Origin of the sequence: Pleurocapsa sp. FMAR1, from assembly GCF_963665995.1 — a bacterium.
Lineage (GTDB): Bacteria > Cyanobacteriota > Cyanobacteriia > Cyanobacteriales > Xenococcaceae > Waterburya.
In genome coordinates this window covers 1,278,996-1,297,950 of sequence record NZ_OY762512.1, presented here as the reverse complement: position 1 = coordinate 1,297,950, position 18,955 = coordinate 1,278,996, and the positions used below count along the sequence as shown (strand labels likewise).

The 18,955-nt window shown below is 38.7% G+C and carries 20 protein-coding genes and 2 pseudogenes; 11 read left to right on the top strand and 11 right to left on the bottom strand.

The window, feature by feature from the left end:
• Nucleotides 1-3 precede the first annotated feature (3 nt).
• The 3 genes from ebsA to SLP02_RS06350 all read right to left on the bottom strand — a co-directional run bounded on the left by ebsA (nt 4) and on the right by SLP02_RS06350 (nt 2,950).
• On the bottom strand, nt 4-378 hold the full coding sequence (ebsA, locus tag SLP02_RS06360; protein ID WP_319419815.1) for a type IV pilus biogenesis protein EbsA: 375 nt from the start codon (nt 376-378) through the stop codon (nt 4-6).
• Nucleotides 379-440: 62 nt separating this feature from the next.
• Entirely contained in the window at nt 441-1,685 is a 1,245-nt protein-coding gene (locus tag SLP02_RS06355) for a mechanosensitive ion channel family protein (protein WP_319419814.1), read from the bottom strand.
• 65 nt (nt 1,686-1,750) lie between these two features.
• Nucleotides 1,751-2,950 carry a phosphoglycerate kinase gene (locus tag SLP02_RS06350; protein WP_319419813.1) on the bottom strand — a complete coding sequence of 400 codons (1,200 nt, stop codon included), beginning with the start codon at nt 2,948-2,950 and terminating at the stop codon, nt 1,751-1,753.
• A 178-nt stretch (nt 2,951-3,128) separates the two neighbouring features.
• Here SLP02_RS06350 and folP point away from each other — a divergent pair.
• Together folP and SLP02_RS06330 are read left to right on the top strand one after the other, a co-directional pair.
• Nucleotides 3,129-3,983: pseudogene (gene folP / locus SLP02_RS06335) on the top strand (dihydropteroate synthase).
• A gap of 155 nt (nt 3,984-4,138) precedes the next feature.
• A complete protein-coding gene (locus tag SLP02_RS06330) occupies nt 4,139-4,480 on the top strand; it encodes a hypothetical protein (protein ID WP_319419810.1) in 342 nt (113 codons plus the stop codon).
• A 41-nt stretch (nt 4,481-4,521) separates the two neighbouring features.
• Here SLP02_RS06330 and SLP02_RS06325 read toward each other — a convergent pair whose 3' ends face one another.
• The gene (locus SLP02_RS06325; RefSeq protein ID WP_319419809.1) at nt 4,522-4,869 is read right to left on the bottom strand and encodes a translation initiation factor; all 348 of its coding nucleotides are present in this window, start codon (nt 4,867-4,869) and stop codon (nt 4,522-4,524) included.
• A gap of 166 nt (nt 4,870-5,035) precedes the next feature.
• Here SLP02_RS06325 and SLP02_RS06320 point away from each other — a divergent pair, with 166 nt between their 5' ends.
• The 3 genes from SLP02_RS06320 to dndE all read left to right on the top strand — a co-directional run bounded on the left by SLP02_RS06320 (nt 5,036) and on the right by dndE (nt 7,505).
• The gene (locus SLP02_RS06320; RefSeq protein ID WP_319419808.1) at nt 5,036-5,710 is read left to right on the top strand and encodes a helix-turn-helix domain-containing protein; all 675 of its coding nucleotides are present in this window, start codon (nt 5,036-5,038) and stop codon (nt 5,708-5,710) included.
• Nucleotides 5,711-5,871: 161 nt separating this feature from the next.
• Nucleotides 5,872-6,993, top strand: a complete 1,122-nt coding sequence (locus SLP02_RS06315; RefSeq protein WP_319419807.1) for an ABC transporter permease — start codon at nt 5,872-5,874, stop codon at nt 6,991-6,993.
• A gap of 125 nt (nt 6,994-7,118) precedes the next feature.
• A complete protein-coding gene (dndE, locus tag SLP02_RS06310; RefSeq protein ID WP_319419806.1) occupies nt 7,119-7,505 on the top strand; it encodes a DNA sulfur modification protein DndE in 387 nt (128 codons plus the stop codon).
• Between the two features lie 176 nt (nt 7,506-7,681).
• Here the strand turns inward: dndE and SLP02_RS06305 are convergent, their stop codons facing one another.
• The 5 genes and pseudogenes from SLP02_RS06305 to SLP02_RS06285 form a co-directional block, all read right to left on the bottom strand.
• Entirely contained in the window at nt 7,682-9,313 is a 1,632-nt protein-coding gene (locus tag SLP02_RS06305; RefSeq protein WP_319419805.1) for an alpha-D-glucose phosphate-specific phosphoglucomutase, read from the bottom strand.
• A 258-nt stretch (nt 9,314-9,571) separates the two neighbouring features.
• A complete protein-coding gene (locus tag SLP02_RS06300; protein WP_319419804.1) occupies nt 9,572-10,105 on the bottom strand; it encodes a DinB family protein in 534 nt (177 codons plus the stop codon).
• A gap of 316 nt (nt 10,106-10,421) precedes the next feature.
• Nucleotides 10,422-11,387: a calcium-binding protein gene (locus tag SLP02_RS06295; protein ID WP_319419803.1), complete on the bottom strand. Its 966-nt coding sequence runs from the start codon at nt 11,385-11,387 to the stop codon at nt 10,422-10,424.
• Nucleotides 11,388-11,672: 285 nt separating this feature from the next.
• A pseudogene (locus SLP02_RS06290) lies at nt 11,673-12,095 on the bottom strand (ATP-sensitive inward rectifier potassium channel 10); the annotation flags it as partial.
• 108 nt (nt 12,096-12,203) lie between these two features.
• Nucleotides 12,204-12,731 carry an ion channel gene (locus SLP02_RS06285; protein WP_319419801.1) on the bottom strand — a complete coding sequence of 176 codons (528 nt, stop codon included), beginning with the start codon at nt 12,729-12,731 and terminating at the stop codon, nt 12,204-12,206.
• Nucleotides 12,732-13,109: 378 nt separating this feature from the next.
• On the opposite strand from SLP02_RS06285, the gene SLP02_RS06280 reads away from it, so the two are divergent.
• Entirely contained in the window at nt 13,110-13,520 is a 411-nt protein-coding gene (locus tag SLP02_RS06280; RefSeq protein WP_319419800.1) for a VOC family protein, read from the top strand.
• A 262-nt stretch (nt 13,521-13,782) separates the two neighbouring features.
• On the top strand, nt 13,783-13,989 hold the full coding sequence (locus SLP02_RS06275) for a hypothetical protein (protein ID WP_319419799.1): 207 nt from the start codon (nt 13,783-13,785) through the stop codon (nt 13,987-13,989).
• 32 nt (nt 13,990-14,021) lie between these two features.
• Here SLP02_RS06275 and SLP02_RS06270 read toward each other — a convergent pair whose 3' ends face one another.
• Complete coding sequence (locus SLP02_RS06270; RefSeq protein WP_319419798.1) at nt 14,022-14,432, bottom strand: DoxX family protein; 411 nt, start codon at nt 14,430-14,432, stop codon at nt 14,022-14,024.
• A gap of 51 nt (nt 14,433-14,483) precedes the next feature.
• Entirely contained in the window at nt 14,484-15,350 is an 867-nt protein-coding gene (locus tag SLP02_RS06265; RefSeq protein WP_319419797.1) for an SDR family oxidoreductase, read from the bottom strand.
• A gap of 401 nt (nt 15,351-15,751) precedes the next feature.
• Between SLP02_RS06265 and SLP02_RS06260 the strand changes: the two genes are divergently transcribed.
• From SLP02_RS06260 to SLP02_RS06245, 4 genes are all read left to right on the top strand, one after another.
• Nucleotides 15,752-16,156 (top strand): rhodanese-like domain-containing protein, encoded by a 405-nt coding sequence (locus SLP02_RS06260; protein ID WP_319419796.1) that lies wholly within the window; start codon nt 15,752-15,754, stop codon nt 16,154-16,156.
• Nucleotides 16,157-16,388: 232 nt separating this feature from the next.
• A complete protein-coding gene (locus tag SLP02_RS06255; protein ID WP_319419795.1) occupies nt 16,389-16,991 on the top strand; it encodes a hypothetical protein in 603 nt (200 codons plus the stop codon).
• A 157-nt stretch (nt 16,992-17,148) separates the two neighbouring features.
• Complete coding sequence (locus SLP02_RS06250; RefSeq protein ID WP_319419794.1) at nt 17,149-17,364, top strand: DUF6335 family protein; 216 nt, start codon at nt 17,149-17,151, stop codon at nt 17,362-17,364.
• Nucleotides 17,365-17,761: 397 nt separating this feature from the next.
• Complete coding sequence (locus SLP02_RS06245; protein ID WP_319419793.1) at nt 17,762-18,943, top strand: glycosyltransferase family 4 protein; 1,182 nt, start codon at nt 17,762-17,764, stop codon at nt 18,941-18,943.
• The last annotated feature ends 12 nt before the right edge of the window (nt 18,944-18,955 follow it).

The window sequence follows — 18,955 nt, the reverse complement described above, 5'->3', positions numbered from 1 at the left end:
CTTTTATTCAAAGCGCAACAGTTTTCGATAAAAATCTCTAGGAAAATCTGTTGTGTTAGAACGCTTAAAGTTCATGATGACATCAATTAGGTAATCAATGAACTCTGAGTTAGACAATGTTACTTCATAACTCAATTCTGCCTGTCCATCAAACTGTAAACGACAACGAGTTAACTCTGATGGTAATTTAGATACATACCAAGTAGCTACAAAAGGAATACTTTCTGCACCTTCTACCTGCCTTTCTCCTTCTAAGGATGCTTCACGGTATAAAGCGATCGCATGAGGCAGCCAACTATGTTTATTTTTAGGATAATAAGGTACATAAATAATTACATCAGCCTGACCAGCAGGTTTAATTTCTTCAATAGTAGACATAGATAAGAATAATAATTGTAAATGTTAACCGTTATGCTCTGAAGTCTAGATAACTTCCTACTTTATAACATCAGTTTTTTCAGACTACTTTCTATTTCTGTTGAATTTTGCGATTTGGTAGGTAAAATGGCAATGGGCATGGAAGAAAATAGTTCAATTCCTTCTTGTTCCATCACTTTTAAGATACCTAAATTAATCTCTGACCAAATAGCACGATAGGATTTGAGATTGTCTACTTGGGCAAAAGCCTGAACTTTAATAATCCGTGCATTTTGCTCCATACCGCTAAACCAAACAGTAAAGCGATCGCTCAAATCCTCAATTTCCTTGGGGAAGCGACGTAAAGTATTACAGATACGGTCAGTTTGTTCTGAGGGAATATCGTCGATCTTGAGAGTAATATCAATACCCAGCAGATTTTCCGATTCAGGATTTTGCGACCAGTTTTCCACAATTCCCGTAATCATTTTGGAGTTGGGAATTTTACTTAAAGCATTTTGGCTCAAGACGCAGAGGGTGGTGCTTCTTACCCCAATGTTTTTTACCTGTACCAGCTTATCGATGCCCTGAACCTTTAAGATGTCACCAGGGCGATAAAGGCGATCGGAAAAGATAATTACGGTGCAAAACCAGTCGTAAACAATATCTTTGAGCAATAACCCCAAAGTAATACCTGTACCACCAATTAAACCGACTAATGCTCCTGCTGAAGCACCTAACAAGACTTCTGCTGCCTTGAGTAAGACAATGACGATCGCCAAGGTTTGAAAAAGCTTGGGTAGGTAAGGGACAACCAGATCATCTAGTTCGGTTTCTGTTTCGAGTGCTAAATTGCCCAATAGTTCTCCTAACAGAGGAGAAGCACGAAAAATAATCCAGGCGACTGTGGCGATCGCTGCTAAACCAATTATATTATTAGCAGTTTTATTAATAGCTGAGTTTAATTCAGTGACGATAATTAACTTGGCAACTCCAACCCCAGCAATAACAATAAGCCAGTTTAGAGGCTGCTTGAGAATAGCAATTAACTTATCATCTAATTCTGTTTCTGTCTGACTGGTTAAATCCTCTACATATTTAATAATAATTGTGGAAAACAGCTTTCTGAATACTTGTGCCAGGGTTATGACCACAATTACCAGGACAACTTTTAGCAGAGGAAAATCCCCCTCCACAATTTCCGAGTTTAGCCAATTTATATTTACAAAGTCCCAAAAACTTTCCACCTTTACCCTTTTTCCTTTAACCTTTACCCCTTCATATCCTAATCGCCTAATGTCTAAATGTCGCCATAAAAAAACACCCATAGACCAACATAAGTCAATCTACAGGCTAATAAATGATAAATGTTTAATGCTCAATGCTCAATGATTCAAGCATCATCCAAAGCAACGATCCCAGGAAGAGTTTTACCTTCCAATAGCTCTAAACTTGCACCACCACCAGTAGAAATATGGCTCATTTTGGCAGCGACACCAACTTTTTCTACCGCTGCAACCGAGTCACCGCCACCAATAATGGTGACAGCATCAGATTTACCAGCTAAAGTATGGGCGATCGCTTCAGTACCAGCAGCAAATTTATCGAATTCAAATACGCCCATTGGACCATTCCAAATTACTGCTTTACAGTCAGCTAAAGCATCTTGAAACACTTTAATTGAATCAGGACCAATATCTAAACCCATCCAGCCATCGGGAATATCATTAATGCTTACAGTTTTAGCATTGGCATCAGCCGCAAAGTTATCAGCTACGACTACATCAGTAGGCAATAGCAATTCAACACCTTGCTCTTTAGCTTTAGCTTCTAAAGACTTTGCTAGATCTAGCTTATCTTCTTCTACAAGGGAATTACCAACGCTTAAACCACGAGCTTTATAGAAAGTAAAGATCATCCCCCCACCGATAAGTAGCTTGTCGCACTTGTCGAGTAAAGTATCGATTACGCCAATCTTACTAGAAACTTTTGAACCACCAATAATTGCAGCCAAAGGACGCTTGGGGTTGTCTACTGCATCTTGCAGATAATCTAATTCTTTTTCAATTAAATAACCAGCAACGCTAGGACTGAGGTAATGAGTTACCCCTTCAGTAGAAGCATGAGCGCGGTGAGCAGTCCCAAATGCTTCGTTAACGTATAGATCGGCATTAGAAGCTAACTGTTTGGCAAATTCAGGGTCATTTGCTTCTTCTTCACTGTGAAAACGCAGGTTTTCTAAAAGAACAACTTGACCGTTGCTCATACCATTAACGGTAGAAGCCACAGCATCGCCAACGCAATCATCACATTTAGTAACGTCTTGTTCCAACAACTCACCAAGTCTTTTAGCAACAGGAGTTAGTCGTAATTCTTCTTTAACTTCTCCTTTGGGACGACCCATATGGCTACATAAAATTACTTTACCGCCTTTGTCAACCAAATCCTTAATTGTAGGCAACGCAGCTTTGATGCGAGTATCGTCTGTAATCTTGCCACTATCATCTAGGGGAACATTGAAATCGGCTCTTACTAAAACTCTCTTGCCAGAAACATCTGCTTCGCTTAAACTCGCTACGGTCTTTTTAGCCACTACGACTTTCCTCCTAATATTGCTTGTAAAATAAATTAATAAAAATTACCCAAGTCTAAAGATAAATTAGATAAATTTTAGAATCTGGGACTAGGATTAATCTACCAGAGGAGTTGCACTAAAGAAAGCATTAAGAAGTAATTTTGTTGGTAGAATCTAATATCTCGATCTAATTGCTATGACTCTAAAAATTCGCGATCGCCATTTTAACTGGGGAGAAAGAACCTATTTGATGGGTATTCTCAACGTTACTCCCGATAGCTTTAGCGATGGCGGGAAGTTTAATAGTTTGGAATCTGCCTTGATGCAGGCTCGAAAGATGATTGCCCAAGGAGTAGATATTATTGATATTGGGGGAGAATCTACTCGTCCTCATGCCCAGCAATTTCAGTTGAGTCGGAATTAGAGCGAGTTATTCCTGTAATTGAGCAGCTACGCCAAGAATCAACTATACCTATTTCTATTGATACTACCAAAGCAACTGTTGCCCAAAGCGATCGCAGCAGGGGCAGATATAGTCAATGATATCTCAGGGGCAACTTTCGATCGGCAGATGTTAACCACTGTAGCTCAATTAGACGTACCGATTGTTTTGATGCACATTCGCGGCAATCCCCAAACCATGCAGTCTTTGACCCAATATCAAGATGTGGTGGCAGAAGTAGCAGAATTTTTGGCAACCCAGACATCTAAAGCGATCGCCTGTGGTGTCAAGCGGACTAATATTATCATCGATCCTGGCATTGGCTTTGCTAAAACTGCGTCACAAAGCTTATTATTACTCCAGCGTTTGGCTGAATTAAAATCATTGAATTTGCCCTTATTAGTCGGAGTATCTCGTAAAAGCTTTATGCGTCCTATACTCAAGCAAAATGAGCCTCAAGAAAGGATATGGGGTACGGCTGCTGCTTGCTACGGTGCGATCGCCAGAGGTGCAGATATCTTAAGAGTTCATGATGTAGCCGAAATGTTTGATGTTTGTAAAGTTGCTGATGCGATCGAGCGTAATTTTATCAGGAACAATGAAAAATAAATAGCTATGTTGAGTTATTAGAAAAAAAGTAACTTATTAAAATATTTTCTGACAAAAATAATATTAGTCTCAGGCTAACTGATATTTTGATGACATGATTTGATTATATTCTTGTTAATAAACTCCCTTTAGATTCAATTAATCCAGGTTTGATAATGAGTCAATTTACTCTCAATTTACTTCAAGGTGCAGTAATTTTTAACTTTAGCAAAGAATCTGCTCAGGAACTTCAGGCAGAAATATCTACTTTAATGCAAAGTTTAAAAGCAGCCTCTAGCAAAGTTTCTAGTAGCGGCAGCCGTCCATCTCCCCAAAAATCTATGGAATACCAATACACAGGAGATGTCTTTCTCGAAATTTTTTGTAACCCTAATATTTACCCTAGCCCCTTTGCTGCCAAAATTTTGATTACCTTAAGAGATAGTCGTATTCGTTTGACAAGCGAAGCCGAACTGACTCAGCTAATTGAAGATTTAAACCTATATCTAGAAAGCTAAAAAGGTTTACAGCTTAAAACCTGTAGCACTGATGTTAATCATTAACCACCACTGATTTTGGCTTTGTAACCTGATTGAATTAATAACTCTAGGAGTTTTTGCTTATGTTCTCCTTGAATTTCTAGACTATTATCTTTGACAGTGCCGCCAGTGCCACATTTAGCTTTTAGCTGTTTTAATAGCTTGCTGAGAGTTTCGGGTTTATGCTGAAACCCAGTGATTATCGTTACTGTTTTGCCTTTTCTGCCAGAACGAGTCGCTTGTATTCTGAGATCTTGCTGTTGGGGTGGTAAATCAGGCACTCCTCTTTCTAATGCCTGAGAATTATCAGTATTGCCAAATTCTTGATAAGCAATGGGTTGACGTTGGGAATTGCGTTTTGCAGCCATGTTAAATTTCTCTCTAATCTTTTTTGTTGCAAATCTCGTTGGTTAATTCATAAAATAACATCCGACAACAGTTAAGGGAGTTGAAAATGTTAATGAGATTTAAAAAAAAGGCTTGATAGACTAGAAAAATAAATTAAATTAACTATTTATTCATAAATATTGCAGGATGAATCAATATTCATACGAAACCAATAAGCAACTGCTACAGGATTTGATGCAGCAGGTAGATATATCGGATCTAGAAGAACTATCTCAAGAGGCAAACGTTGCTCGATTACAGTTAATTAGAATCCAAAGAGGATTGATTCGTAATCTATCTGTAGATGCGATCGCGCGTATTGCCAAAGCACTGAATGTATCGATAGACAGTTTAGTAGAAACTTTTGTCGAGCAATCTACAGAAAACACTAAGCTACAAAAAACTGAAAATCGCGATGCCTTAACAGCTTGTCAACAAGAGTATCAAAAACTTCAGCAGGAAATGCTTGAGCAACAAGAATTTTTAGAAGCAGAATTTCAACAAGCGAGCCTAGAAACGATAGAATCTTGGTTACTACAGTGGCCGACGGCTGTAGCTGCTGTTCATAAAAACCCCCAGCTACCAGCAGAGAGATTACTCAGCTTGGTAAAACCCATAGAACAATTATTAAAGCAGTGGGATATAAAAACTATTGCTAGTGTAGGAGAAGAGTTATTTTACGATCCTCAATATCATCAATTATTAAAAGGAACAGCAGAACCAGGAGAGTTGGTAAAAGTTCGTTACGTGGGCTATAAACAAGAGGATAAATTATTGTATAAAGCAAAAGTGAGTCCAGTGGAAATAAGCGATGAGGGATGAGGGATGAGGGATAAATTTTGTCTAAAAAAATATTTAAGTAGGTGGGCGAAATCATTTATAAGATACCAACACTAACTTTTTGCCCTGACCTCTGACCTCTGACCTCTGACCTTTATTAAAGCCATTTCATATTTAATTACACCTACTTACTTATATAGCCTATGAACTGGTGGCAAAAGCTTCAGAAAAACACCTTGGCACGTTTAGGAGCAACCCTTTTAATCATCTTTTATCTTTCTGCTATATTTGCTGATTTTATTGCACCTTATTCGCCTTATGATTCTCAGGTTGAAGGTTCACTTTTGCCTCCTACAGCAATACACTGGCGCAATCCAGCTAGAAAAATCACTGCTCCTTTTGTCTATCCGACAACTCAAGGGGTAACTGATATTAACACAGGCGATCGCTTATTAATCATTAACCAAGAAAAACCTTCTCCCATTGCTTTCTTGGTCAAAGGTAATCCCTATAACTTATTTGAGATTTCTTTACCATTACCGCCTAAATTTGAGCCAGTTGCCATATTTCCTGGTATTCCTCTAAACAGACATCTTTTCGGTACTATAAACAAAGCTCGAATTAATCTGCTTGGCACTGATGAACAGGGAAGAGACTTGTTTAGTCGTCTTTTGTTTGGTGGCAGAATTAGCTTATTTATTGGACTTGCAGGGATTGCTATTTCTTATCCTCTAGGAATGCTAATTGGTGGAATCTCAGGCTATTTCGGAGGCTGGATTGATGCAGTTGCTATGCGAGTGGTAGAAGTTTTAATGACTATTCCAGGAATTTACCTGTTAATTGCTTTAGCGTCTGTCTTACCTCCTGGTTTAAGCAGCGCGCAAACTTTTTTACTTATTGTTCTGATTACTTCTTTTATTAGTTGGTCTGGTTTGGCGCGGGTAATTAGAGGGCAAGTCTTATCTATTAAAGAACAGGAGTTTGTGCAAGCAGCAAATGCTATGGGTGCTAATCCTATTTACATTATTGTGCGTCATATCTTACCCCAGACAGCCACCTATATAATTATCTCTGCAACTTTAGCTGTACCTGGTTTCATTATTGCCGAAGCAACTCTCAGCTTGATTGGTTTAGGTATTCAATCAAAAGATCCTAGCTGGGGTAACTTATTGTCCTCTGCTACCAATGCCTCTATTTTGGTATTACAACCTTGGTTGATTATTCCTCCTGCGCTATTAATTATCTTGACCGTTTTAGCCTTTAATTTATTAGGAGACGGTTTACGGGATGCTTTAGATCCTCGCAGCCTGTATCAAAACAAATAAGTTTTTAGTCTTTAGTCTTTAGTCTTCAGTTTTTAATAGAATATTGACTGCTTAAGTGATTCATCAGCAGATAGCCTTGCAGCTTGCGGAAAACTAATAACTAACAATCAACCAAAGATCAAACTATGGAAAATCCGATCGAGAGAGTTCGCCTTTCTAGCAGTGCCGAAGATCAGCTAGTTAAACTAAAGCGCAATACGAAAATAAAACAGTGGAATATTCTTTGTCGCTGGGCTTTTTGCCGTTCTTTGGCTGAACCAAGCGTTCCTTCTCCTGTGCCAATTAAAACTGATAGTAAAGTAGAAATAGCCTGGAATGTTTTTGGCGGAGAAATAGCAGATATTTTATTAATTGCCTTGAAACAAAGATGTCATCAAGATGGGTTGAAAACAGATGCCGATACGTTGAAACAGCAGTTTGTTTTACATCTTCATCGTGGTATTGGTTATCTAGCTGGAAATAGTCAGATTAAACAGATAGAAGATTTGGTCGAGCTTGTTGAGAACAAGTAGGGGCGAACGGCTGTTCGCCCCTACTTATTTATGTAACTGATATTACGCACTAATTAATCTGTAAGGCTTGGGGACTTGAGGATTTGGGGACTTGGCGACTTGGGGATAGACTTGCTACCTGCGTAGTTTCTCCCCGTCACCCCGTCACAGCAGTTAAATTAAATGTGCAACGTCAGTTATGTAATTACAGTAGGTTCGTCACGTTGCGTATATTCCTTAATCTGAGCAATCTCTTGAGCTAGATCGATCAACGGTTTTAAAGCTTCTTGAGTATCCAAATTATGTTTACTGGCATCGGGTTCATAACTTTCGACATACAGCCTTAAAGTTGCTCCTTTTGTTCCTGTCCCAGACAGACGGAATACAATACGCGAACCATCGGTAAAGCCGATGCGAATACCTTGATTTTTACTGACGCTGTGATCTACAGGGTCAGTATAGCTAAAGTCATCGGCATATTTTACTTCGTAGCTGCCAAACTTTTTACCAGCCATTGTACCTACCATATCTCGTAAGCGTTCCATGAGTTCTGTTGCAGGTTCTTTGTCTACTTCTTCGTAGTCATGACGGGAATAAAAATTACGTCCATAGGTTTTCCAGTGATCTTTGACAATCGCCTCTACGGATTCTCCTTTTACCGCTAAAATGTTTAACCAGAACAGTACTGCCCATAGTCCGTCTTTTTCCCGTACATGGTTTGAGCCAGTACCAAAGCTTTCTTCTCCACAGAGAGTTGCCTTGTTGGCATCGAGTAAGTTACCAAAGAACTTCCAGCCTGTAGGAGTCTCATAGCAGCTAATATTGAGCTTGTCTGCAACTCGATCTACTGCTTCACTAGTAGGCATACTGCGAGCAACCCCAGACAAACCGTCCTTGTATCCTGGAACTAAGGTGGCATTAGCTGTTAATACCGCCAGACTGTCGCTAGGAGTCACAAAAAAGTTATTGCCTAAGATCATATTGCGATCGCCATCTCCATCGGAAGCTGCACCAAAATCAGGCGCATCTGGGCTAAACATGATCTCTACTAAGTCATGGGCATAAACTAAATTGGGGTCAGGATGTCCACCGCCAAAGTCTTCTAAGGGAACGCCATTTTGCACTGTTCCAGACTCTGCACTCAAACGCTTTTCAAAGATATCTTTAGCGTAAGTCCCTGTAACGGCGTGCATCGAATCAATACACATTCTAAAGTCATTTTTAATTAGCTGACGAATGCGATCGAAATCAAATAGAGACTCCATCAGGCGCGCATAAGGCTCAACTGGGTCGATAACTTCAACGCTCATTTCTCCCAAGCGAGTCACCGTTAGTTTATCTATATTAATGTCATTCGCTTCTAAGATCTTGTAGCTGTCAATCTTTTTAGAATGCTCAAAGATCGCCTCCGTAACTTTTTCAGGTGCAGGGCCGCCGCTGGTAATATTGTACTTAATGCCAAAATCTCCCTTCGGACCGCCTGGATTATGGCTAGCAGAAAGAATAATACCGCCATAAGCCTTATATTGACGAATAATTGCCGAAGCAGCAGGAGTAGACATTATCCCTGCTTTCCCTACTAAAATGCGCCCAACTCCGTTGGCAGCAGCCATTTTCATAATGATTTGGATCGCTTCACGGTTGTAATAACGACCATCGCCACCCAAAACTATTGTTTGACCCTTACAATCATCTAAAGAATTAAAAATTGATTGCACAAAATTTTCTAAATAGTGAGGCTGTTGAAAAGCTTGGACAGATTTACGTAATCCTGATGTTCCTGGCTTTTGATCCGCAAAAGGAGTTGTGGAGACAGTATTAATGTTCATAAAGATATATGAGAAGTAGGACTTTGATAAGGATTGATTTAAATTGCATCTTCCTAACTGTATTACCGCGATCGAGTAAGGCATAGTCTGCTGCTTTACCAAAATGCAGCAAATATTAGGGAAATATTATTTCAATTTTACAGGGCGACAGGAACTCAGAGGTTATCAACAGCTACCAAAGTTCTTAACCTTTTGGCAATTGGCTTGAAAATTAGCAGGTTATCAATGGTTAGTTCAATAGCCAGAAACCTAATGCTGTTAGGGAATAAGTTTCAGTAAATCCGTAACCCCTACATCAACTCCCTGCTGAACGATCAAAGTAGAAACTTGTCCTCTATGATGAGTTTGATGGTTGAAAAAATGCTGGAGCAACAGACCAAAGTTTTTATTATATAGATTTTCTTTAGTATCAAAGTATTCAAGACTATGTTCCAAATCTGCTGGTGCAATTTTCTCACACCATTGAATAATAGTCCGATCCAGTTCTTGTCTTAATTTGTTTAGCGTCTCGATATCGTTAGCTACCAACTGATCTAACGCTGTATAGCTAGATAATTTTGGTAAACTGCTCAAACTTGAATATTGCTGAGGATGTTGAGAAAATCTTCTCAGCCAAATAATATCTGCCACCCAAATATGATTGAGCGTGCCAAAAATTGAGCCAAAAAATGCTCTTTGATCTTGCTGACTTGCCTCATTCCCTAATTGTTGAGCAGCCTGATATATTTTTTGGTTCATCCACTGGTTGTATTGGCTCATCAACTGCAAGTTGTACCAATTCTCATTGTTCAATTAGATAATCTCCTATCCATACCGCTAAGAAACTGAAAATATCAGATAATATTATTTTATTATTTCAACCCCCTAGATGCGGACAAATCCTTGGTTACCCAGAAAGGACTTGTCCGCATTTAGTAAATCTAATTGAAAGAGTATGGGAATATATTAAATATCGCTTAAGCTCACCTTGGTTCACTGATTTAGATGATGTCAAGAATAAAGTTGCCCAAATTTTGGATTCTTTATCTACAGATATTATTGTTTCTTTAGTAGGTTAGGAATATTTTACTAATGCTTTATCTCTCTAGCCAATTCTTGAGAATTGATATTAGCTCCATGAATTTTTGTCAAATCCTTCTGTAACGAAATCACTTTGATCGAGCAAGTCAGGTTTAGCACCGTATAAGGTGGCTAAAAGCTCTCCATCTTTTAGTATATTTGTTCCGTTAACGTTTCCTATGGAGACAAAAGTCAAGTCAGTAAAGCTTAATCCTTTAGATAAACCCAGACGATCTACCCCATCTTGGAAACCCAGTATAAGATCTTTACCGCTATTGTACTCTAATACATAAATATCAGAGCCTGAACCTCCATCTAACGTGTCTTTACCATTTCCACCAATGAGGATGTCATTACCGTCTCCACCGAGCAGATTGTCATGACCGTTATCTCCTGACATTCTATCGTTGCCTTCGTTACCCCAGAATCGATCATTATCAGCACCTCCAAACATAAGATCGTCTCCTACACCACCGTAAAGACTATCCATACCTGTATCACCAAATAGCGTATCATTTCCTGAAGTTCCCCCCAATCGATCGTGACCAGATCCACCATAAAGCAAGTCATCATCGGCTCCACCAGATAAGGTATCATTGCCTGCACCACCATCTAAAACATCTCGATCGGGACCCCAATCTTTGCCAGGCGCCCAAGCGACATCTTCACCACCCATCAGTAAATCGTCGCCATTACCACCAATTAGTGTATCGTTTCCTATGTAAGCATCTAACCTATCATTACCGTTACCACCATCTAAGAAATCATCTCCAATACCATCCCATATAGAGTCATTTCCCGCGCCCCCAACCATACTATCGTTGCCTTCACCGCCATAGATACTATCGTCGCCTTCACCCCCCAGCAGCGTATCGTTGCCCAAATGACCAGTCAACTTATCGTTCCCTGCATAACCATACACGAGGTCATCCCCCCTACCAGCCCATAAGGTATCATTACCAGAACTTCCAAGCATAATATTGTTGCTATGAATTGATTCTATTAAAGTAGCCATAGTGATTTGTTCTCAAAATTGTTTTTACAATCCCAAGTTAATCGGCAGAATGCAGATTCCTATTGAGTCAAATCACATAAAGTAGTAGACATTCATCACTTCTGCCAGCCAGTAATTGTGGTAAGGGCAGATTTAAAATCCAGGCGATTGATCTGCGAATTGACTGGCTGAGATTACGTTTTAGAATGTTTATTTATCTAATTACTTTTGATAAATGTATTAGATAAAAAACTCATATTTTCAGCTTTGTTGATATGTTTATTGACTACAATTTGTGCAAGAGGTCTATTGGCTAATTCGCTCTGTTTGGTGAAAACATTGGAAATCTATATAATGTTGTCCTTCAATTTCATGAAAAATATTTACAAAACTATGATTCCATAAAATCTCATTGACACTATAGGTGTGGGTTGCATGAAGCGATTGATAGACGGTTTGATCGATTCCATTTAAAGAAACAATCAGCATCGCTCTGGTTTGGGCTAAAGATTCTGGGGTGGCTTGCCATAAAGGACTGGTTTCATCAATTGGGTGCATAATAGTCCAGCTTAGGGTAAACCTTGGAGTTTGATTTCTCAGCAACTTTAACAAATAAAATCGACGCATAGATTCTCCTTCAGAAGTTATTTCATCTCGCATCAAATAAACCCGAACTTGAGCCTGTAATATTTGATTATGTCGTTGGTTAGCAGCCCGCATCGTTAGAGTGGCGCAGTCAATAAAAAGAATATCCACCAAGGTACAGTCAGCATTAAATAATAAGGCTCTCGCCAATAACTATGCCAGCTATCTACACCAGGAATGTCGATGCGTCCATCACGATAGTTGAGGTATACCATTATGCGCGTTAACAATGGCTACTTTGCTAAATATCACCCTAGCGGTAGGTCGGGAAAACTTAGAAAAAACTAATCCTGTCATTACGGCAATACTAATAATTCCCACCCAAGCTTCTATGGTTACTAATATATCTGCGTAGAAGGTATTAGGATACATTGCTCCATAACCGAGAGAAGCCAGCGTTTGGACGCTAAAGAAAAAGGCATCACTAAATGAGCCAGAATCAGCATGGGCAATACAGTCACCTCCTAATAAATAACCTAAAGCAAAAAGGGCATTAACTCCACAGTAGGCGATCGCAGTCAATAAAAAGAATATCCACCAAGGTACAGTCAGCATTAAATAATAAGGCTCTCGCCAATAACTATGCCAGCTATCTACACCAGGAATGTCGATGCGTCCATCACGATAGTTGATTGGGAATTTAGCAGCACGACGACTAGATATACGTTCATTTTTAGTAATACGTTTTCTGCGTCTGGGGTTTTGTGACGAGGCACACATGACAAAAAACCTGTTCTCTAAGAAGCACAACGGAATTAATAAAGAGAGTTCTAGAAATAGACATCTCTAAATGCTTTGACCGCAAAGCTAGCGCCTGTGCGTTAGGGGATGGCGCAATTACCATAAATTCTGAGGGCAGCATACAATAAATCTCTGGCACAAGTTTGATAAACTCTTTTTAGCTTAGTTTGGCTAAAAGATAAAATAAGTAGCCAGAAACTTTTAAAATGAAGAAGTTATTTATCTATGAAACTGCTTGCACAAATAAACCAACAACAATTTTTACCTTTTACCTGCCGATCGGGTAATCAACCATAATTTGTGTAAGAAATCTATCAATTACAAAACTGTAGCAGCGTTTATTCGAGAACCAAATCAATGAAATTTAATTTTTCCTATACCAGACTGTATGTCAACGATTATGATACTTGTTTACAGTTTTATCGAGATGTGTTGGGGCTAGAGGTTGTTTTTATTTCTGAGGTCGATCGCTATGTTGAATTAACCAATGGCACAACCAAACTTACTATCATGTGTCGCGGTAAACTCAAAGAATACTTCGGCAGCCGAACCCTTGTTTCTTTTGAGCAAAAAGGTGATGCGATCGCCTTAAGTTTTGGAGTCAAAGACGTAGATGAAGCCTTGGAGTATTTAAAGAGTAAAAATGTGGAAGTTGTCTCTTCATCCTGGAACTTTGCCGATTGGGGAGTGAAGCTAGCTTTGGTAAGAGATCCTGAAGGAAATTTAGTAGAGCTACTTCAAGCTGGAGAAATGGTTGGTGCAGAGTAAAACTAAAGTTTATCAAAAGAGCTATTAGCTTTTAGTTTTTTAGACAGTATTTTTGATTAATAAACTTAACCCATTGGTAGATAACAATAAAACTAGAGCGTATCATTAAAAACAATATTGCGATCGCGATTTAAAAACGCAGATTTCAGTTAGACAACTTAGTAATTTTTAAGAGTTTTTCCAAGAGAACGCCTACAAAGGAAAATAATTCGATGATCTGAATTATTTTCCTTTGTGATTTTGATGTAGTTAGATAAATTAGATGACAGATCAAGAAGCGACTTTATACTATGTTTCAAAACAGGTTTTTAACTTTGAAAAAGCGTGTGATTATTTTAAAAGTTCTGACTTGTTTATAAAACAACCAGAAACGAAGCTAATTACTTATGCAAATGAATTAAATAGCTTTATAGAAACTAAGCAGGAAAAAGTACGAGATCTTATCTTTAAATGGTGGAAACAGCAATGACTTTTTATTCTCAAAGGCGACTCATCGTCGATCTAGTCATAGACATCGCTTTTGGCATCCGATCTTGTATACCAATATGCCCAAGCAATGAGTACAAATTGAAACGGCAGCCTAATTGCCTGAAACCAATTACCATCAGGAACATTATCAAGATGGATATTGTTAACCGCCATATTTATATTAGCTGGATAAACCGCAATCAGCAGCAATACTAAACCCCAAGCAGCAGCTTGACTAACCAAAGGAATTAATAAACCAATACCGCCTAAGATTTCAAAAAAGCCGCTGATATAGACAATAGCTTCGGGATAGGGTAGCTGTGGTGGCACAATCTTGACGTAAGTATGGGGAGCGATGAAATGAGTAATTCCTGCCACAATCATACAAACGGCGAATACTCCTTTTAAGGTTTGTTTATTTTCTAAAATTAAATTCGTAATCATTTAGACACTCATTATTAAGGCGGACAACTGCCCGCCTGTAAGACAAAGGTTTTAAGCGTTAACTACCGCACCACCATTAGGATGTAATACTTGTCCTGCAAAGTAAGAAGAATCTTCTGAAGCCAAGAAAACAAAGCTAGTTGCTACCTCTACAGGTTGACCAGGACGTTTCATTGGTACCTGTTTGCCAAATCCTTCTACTTCTTCGGCAGGGAAGGCATCAGGAATAAAAGGAGTCCAAATTGGACCAGGAGCAACACCATTGACGCGAATGCCTTTTTTAAGCAGAGATTGGGATAAAGAGCGAGTAAAGGCTAAAATTGCACCTTTGGTAGTGGAATAGCTAAGTAAAGGTGCATTGCCTTGATAAGCATTAATTGAGGTGGTGTTAATAATTGCACTACCTTCTTTTAAGTGAGGGATGGCTGCTTTGCAAAAATAGAACATGGCAAAGATATTAGTACTGAAGATACTGCCCAGACGCGCCGAGTCTATATCTTCAAGTGTTTCAGGATTTTCCATGTACTGTTCTGCTGCATTGTTGACCAAAATATCTAGCTTGCCTAGTTCGTCTACAGTTTTTTGTACTGCTTCAGCGCAGAATTGTTCGCCACTAATATCACCAGGAATTAGTAAACATTTTTGACCTTCGGCTTCTACTAATTCTTTAGTTTTTTTGGCATCCTCATGTTCATCAAGATAAACAATAGCAACATCAGCACCTTCTTTGGCATAGAGTACGGCTACTGAACGACCGATACCACTATCGCCACCAGTAATTAGGGCAACTTTTCCTTTTAGTTTATCACTGCCTTTGTAGCTATCGCGATCGTATATTGGTTTGGGAGTCATTTCCGACTCGTGGGCTGGTTTGTTATCTTGAGATTGAGCGGGAATTTGATCGGCAGAAATAGTCATAAGTTTTGTTAGTTGTTGGTTGACGAGTGACTCCGCATCCTTAAGCCAATGAAGGTGAGGGAATGCGCGAGTTTGTTAATCGTTTATGCGGGTAATTGCCTGTCTGTTACGTCATAGAGTGCGCCAGTAACAAAGTTGCTGTTAGAAGCAGCACGAAAAACGAAAGCGAGGGCTAATTCTGATGCCGTTAATTTAAGTAGATTACTAATACGAGCGTCAACTTATATTTTCGACATTCTGTAAAAACGTTAATGAAAAATAACCTTAAATATATGAATCTAAAGTACTATTTTTAAAAATTAGCCATCTGCAAAAACTATGGCTTTTGATGGAGTGTTTTCTGGCGAATTTTTGGCTTAATAAGAACTAGTACCGTAATTTACAGAAATAAAAATTAATTTATGTCTGAACAAAAAGCAGAAGCAGAAGTAATTTCCAATGCCAAGGAGAAGCTAGGCGAAGTAATTCCTACGCCTCCCGAAGCTACGCCAAAAGCTAGCGCGCAGTCTCTCAAAGAACGCCTTCAATGGGGTGAACCAGGTTTAACTATCATTGATGCGCGCGATCGCGAATCTTTTTTAGATGAGCGCATAACAGGTTCTATGCTAGCTACAGACGTGGACAATGACAATATTCCTAAAAATCGCGAAATTTATATTTACAGCAATACAGATCAAGAAGCAGCGGAAGCAGCAGATAACTTACGTCAAGCTGGCTTTGAAAGCGTATCTCAGTTGCAGGGTGGTTTGGCAGGCTGGAAGGCAATTTTAGGCGCGACAGAAGGCAGATCTGCCACAGCCCAATAATTCAATTCTTGCTCGGATTATTTTCTGGTAGATAGTAACCTTTAGCAGAGGCTAAGAGCATTATTTTTATTTGCTATCTACTAGAGTAGATCTTAGAAAAATACAATTTAGCAGCTTGACGATCACTCAAAGTTGCGAATAATTTAAAGATTATCCATCAAAACTCTTTACATCTTGATTGATTTATTGAGTTTATTAAAAATAAGTAGACAAATTAAGGACATTTTTAACAATGAACAAACTAACTATTGGTAGCTTATTATTATTATTCTCTACTGCATTTGCTATTCCTAAAGCGATCGCTCAAACGTCAACTGAACCTGACAATACTAGAATTGAGAAATACGATGACCTAACTCAACCTGAATCTCCAACTGATGCTTCTCAATCTGACATGGATTCAATGGAAATGAAACAAGGTCAGATGAAACAAGGTCAAATGAATCAAGACGACGGGATGGAGATGGAGAACTCTCAGGGTGCTGAACCACCAACTAACCGTTCAGAAGAAACGTTAGAAGATGCCCAATCTGGAGATATGCAGCCTGGCAATATGCAATCTGGCGATATGAAATCTGGCGATATGATGATGGGTTCTGATGTACGTCGCACTGAGGCATTTAATTTAGTAAGTTCTGCCTACAGAGGTGACTTTGAGAAACAGGGCATTGATGGCTATCAAGTATTGATTAGCGACTATGAGACAGGCAAGGTAACTGCTGATGACCTAATCAAGGCAGGTATTGATTCTGGAGATTTATCTCCCAAAGCAGCGGAAGATGATTCTTATGTTAACGCAGTAGATTCCCAATTAATGTCATTAACCAACCGATAAACTTTTTATAGTCAATTATTTTTATTAATTGCTATGTATCTAGCGTTGGTAGGACTTGCTCATCTGCCCTCTTAGAAGGGGGCAGGAAGGCGAAATCAATATCATTGCTTAAGTCTTAGTTAGTATATAGAAATTACATTCTCACAAAGAGGAAAATATGAATACTGGTGCAGAAAAGTTTGCTCAGACAGATCCCATTACAGAAGTTAGTGATGTCAATGAGATCAACGAGATGAATGACGTTGACGAGCTAGGTAAGCAAGCTGGCTTAGAGATGGACGATCGCGAAACTTTAGGTTTAAAAGAAAAGTTAGAAGAGCGCGACGATAGCCGTTTAGACATAGATAATGCTAATCAGAATCTAGCCGATTAAAAATCTATCGAATATTTGATAGTGCTGTTGGCATATAGGAGCAATACTAGATTGAAGCAATCTACTTAAAAAAATTCTTTTAGGTAGGTTGCTTTGTGCTTTTTTTATTTTTGACTATTGTTATGTTTTTCTAGGGTAAACACTTTGCGTTTCTATAGAAGTTGACCTATAACTGTAACAACTAGCTGGAACTGAAAAACAAACCGCGATTTTACTATATTTTGTTCAAAAATAAAGACTATAATCATAAATCTATTGACTATTATTATGTACAAAAATTAAATAATATTTTCAGAATTAAAAGAAACTTAAAGTAAATTTGAAAAGCCGACTTGAAGACATAAGTTAGATAAAGCTATATTTTATCCACTATGCGATCGCGTGAGGAAGCAAAAAGATGAAGATTTTAGTACTAGCTTGGGAATTCCCTCCTCGTATAGTCGGGGGAATAGCTCGTCATGTAGCAGAATTATATCCAGAAGTAATTAAGCTAGGACACGAAATTCACCTCATAACTATAGAATTTAGTTCTACTCCAAGATATGAAATAGTTGAAGGTATTCATTTGTATCGTTGTCATGTTGCCCACGGCAATGATTTTTTTCATTGGGTTGCAAACATGAACGACAGCATGGGTTGTATTGGGGGAAAGTTATTAACTAAACATGGCGATTTCGATCTAATCCATGCTCATGATTGGTTAGTAGGAGATGCGGCGATCGCTCTTAAGAATAACTTCAAAATTCCAATTGTGGCAACGATCCACGCCACAGAATACGGACGCTACAACGGTATCCATACAGCAAATCAACATTACATCTACGGCAAAGAAAAACTATTAACTCACGAAGCCTGGCGAATCATTGTCTGTAGTCAGTATATGCGTCAGGAAATTCAGCGGGTATTTCAATCTCCTGAAGATAAACTTGATGTAATTTACAATGGCATTCGCCCTGAAAAAAAGCATCATAATTTTGAGCAAATAAAATTTCGTCGTCGTTTTGCCAACGATCAAGAAAAAATTGTCTATTATGTAGGGCGCATGACCTATGAAAAAGGCATCTCAGTATTACTAAATGCTGCACCTAAAATACTTTCAGAATTAGCCAACAATGTAAAATTTGTAATTATCGGTGGCGGAAATACTAGCCATCTTAAGTACCAAGCTGATTACTTAGGTATTGCCGAACAATGTTACTTTACAGGATTTATGTCAGATACTGATTTAGATAAGTTTCAGACAATTGCTGATTGTGCAGTGTTTCCTAGTTTATACGAACCTTTTGGCATTGTGGCATTAGAAAGCTTCGCTGCTCGTGTGCCTGTGGTAGTTTCTAATACTGGTGGTTTATCAGAAGTAGTGCAGCATAACTATACGGGTATCGTTACTCAGGCTAACGATGTTGATTCTCTAACCTGGGGCATTTTAGAAGTGCTAAACAATCCTGCTCATTCCCGGTATTTAGTCGAAAATGCTTATAAATCTATAGCCAAGCGTTTTAGCTGGGATGATTTAGCCAAACAAACAATTGAAGTCTATAACCAAGTAGCCAAAGAGCGATCGCAAGTTAAATGGTAGTGTTGCTAATTT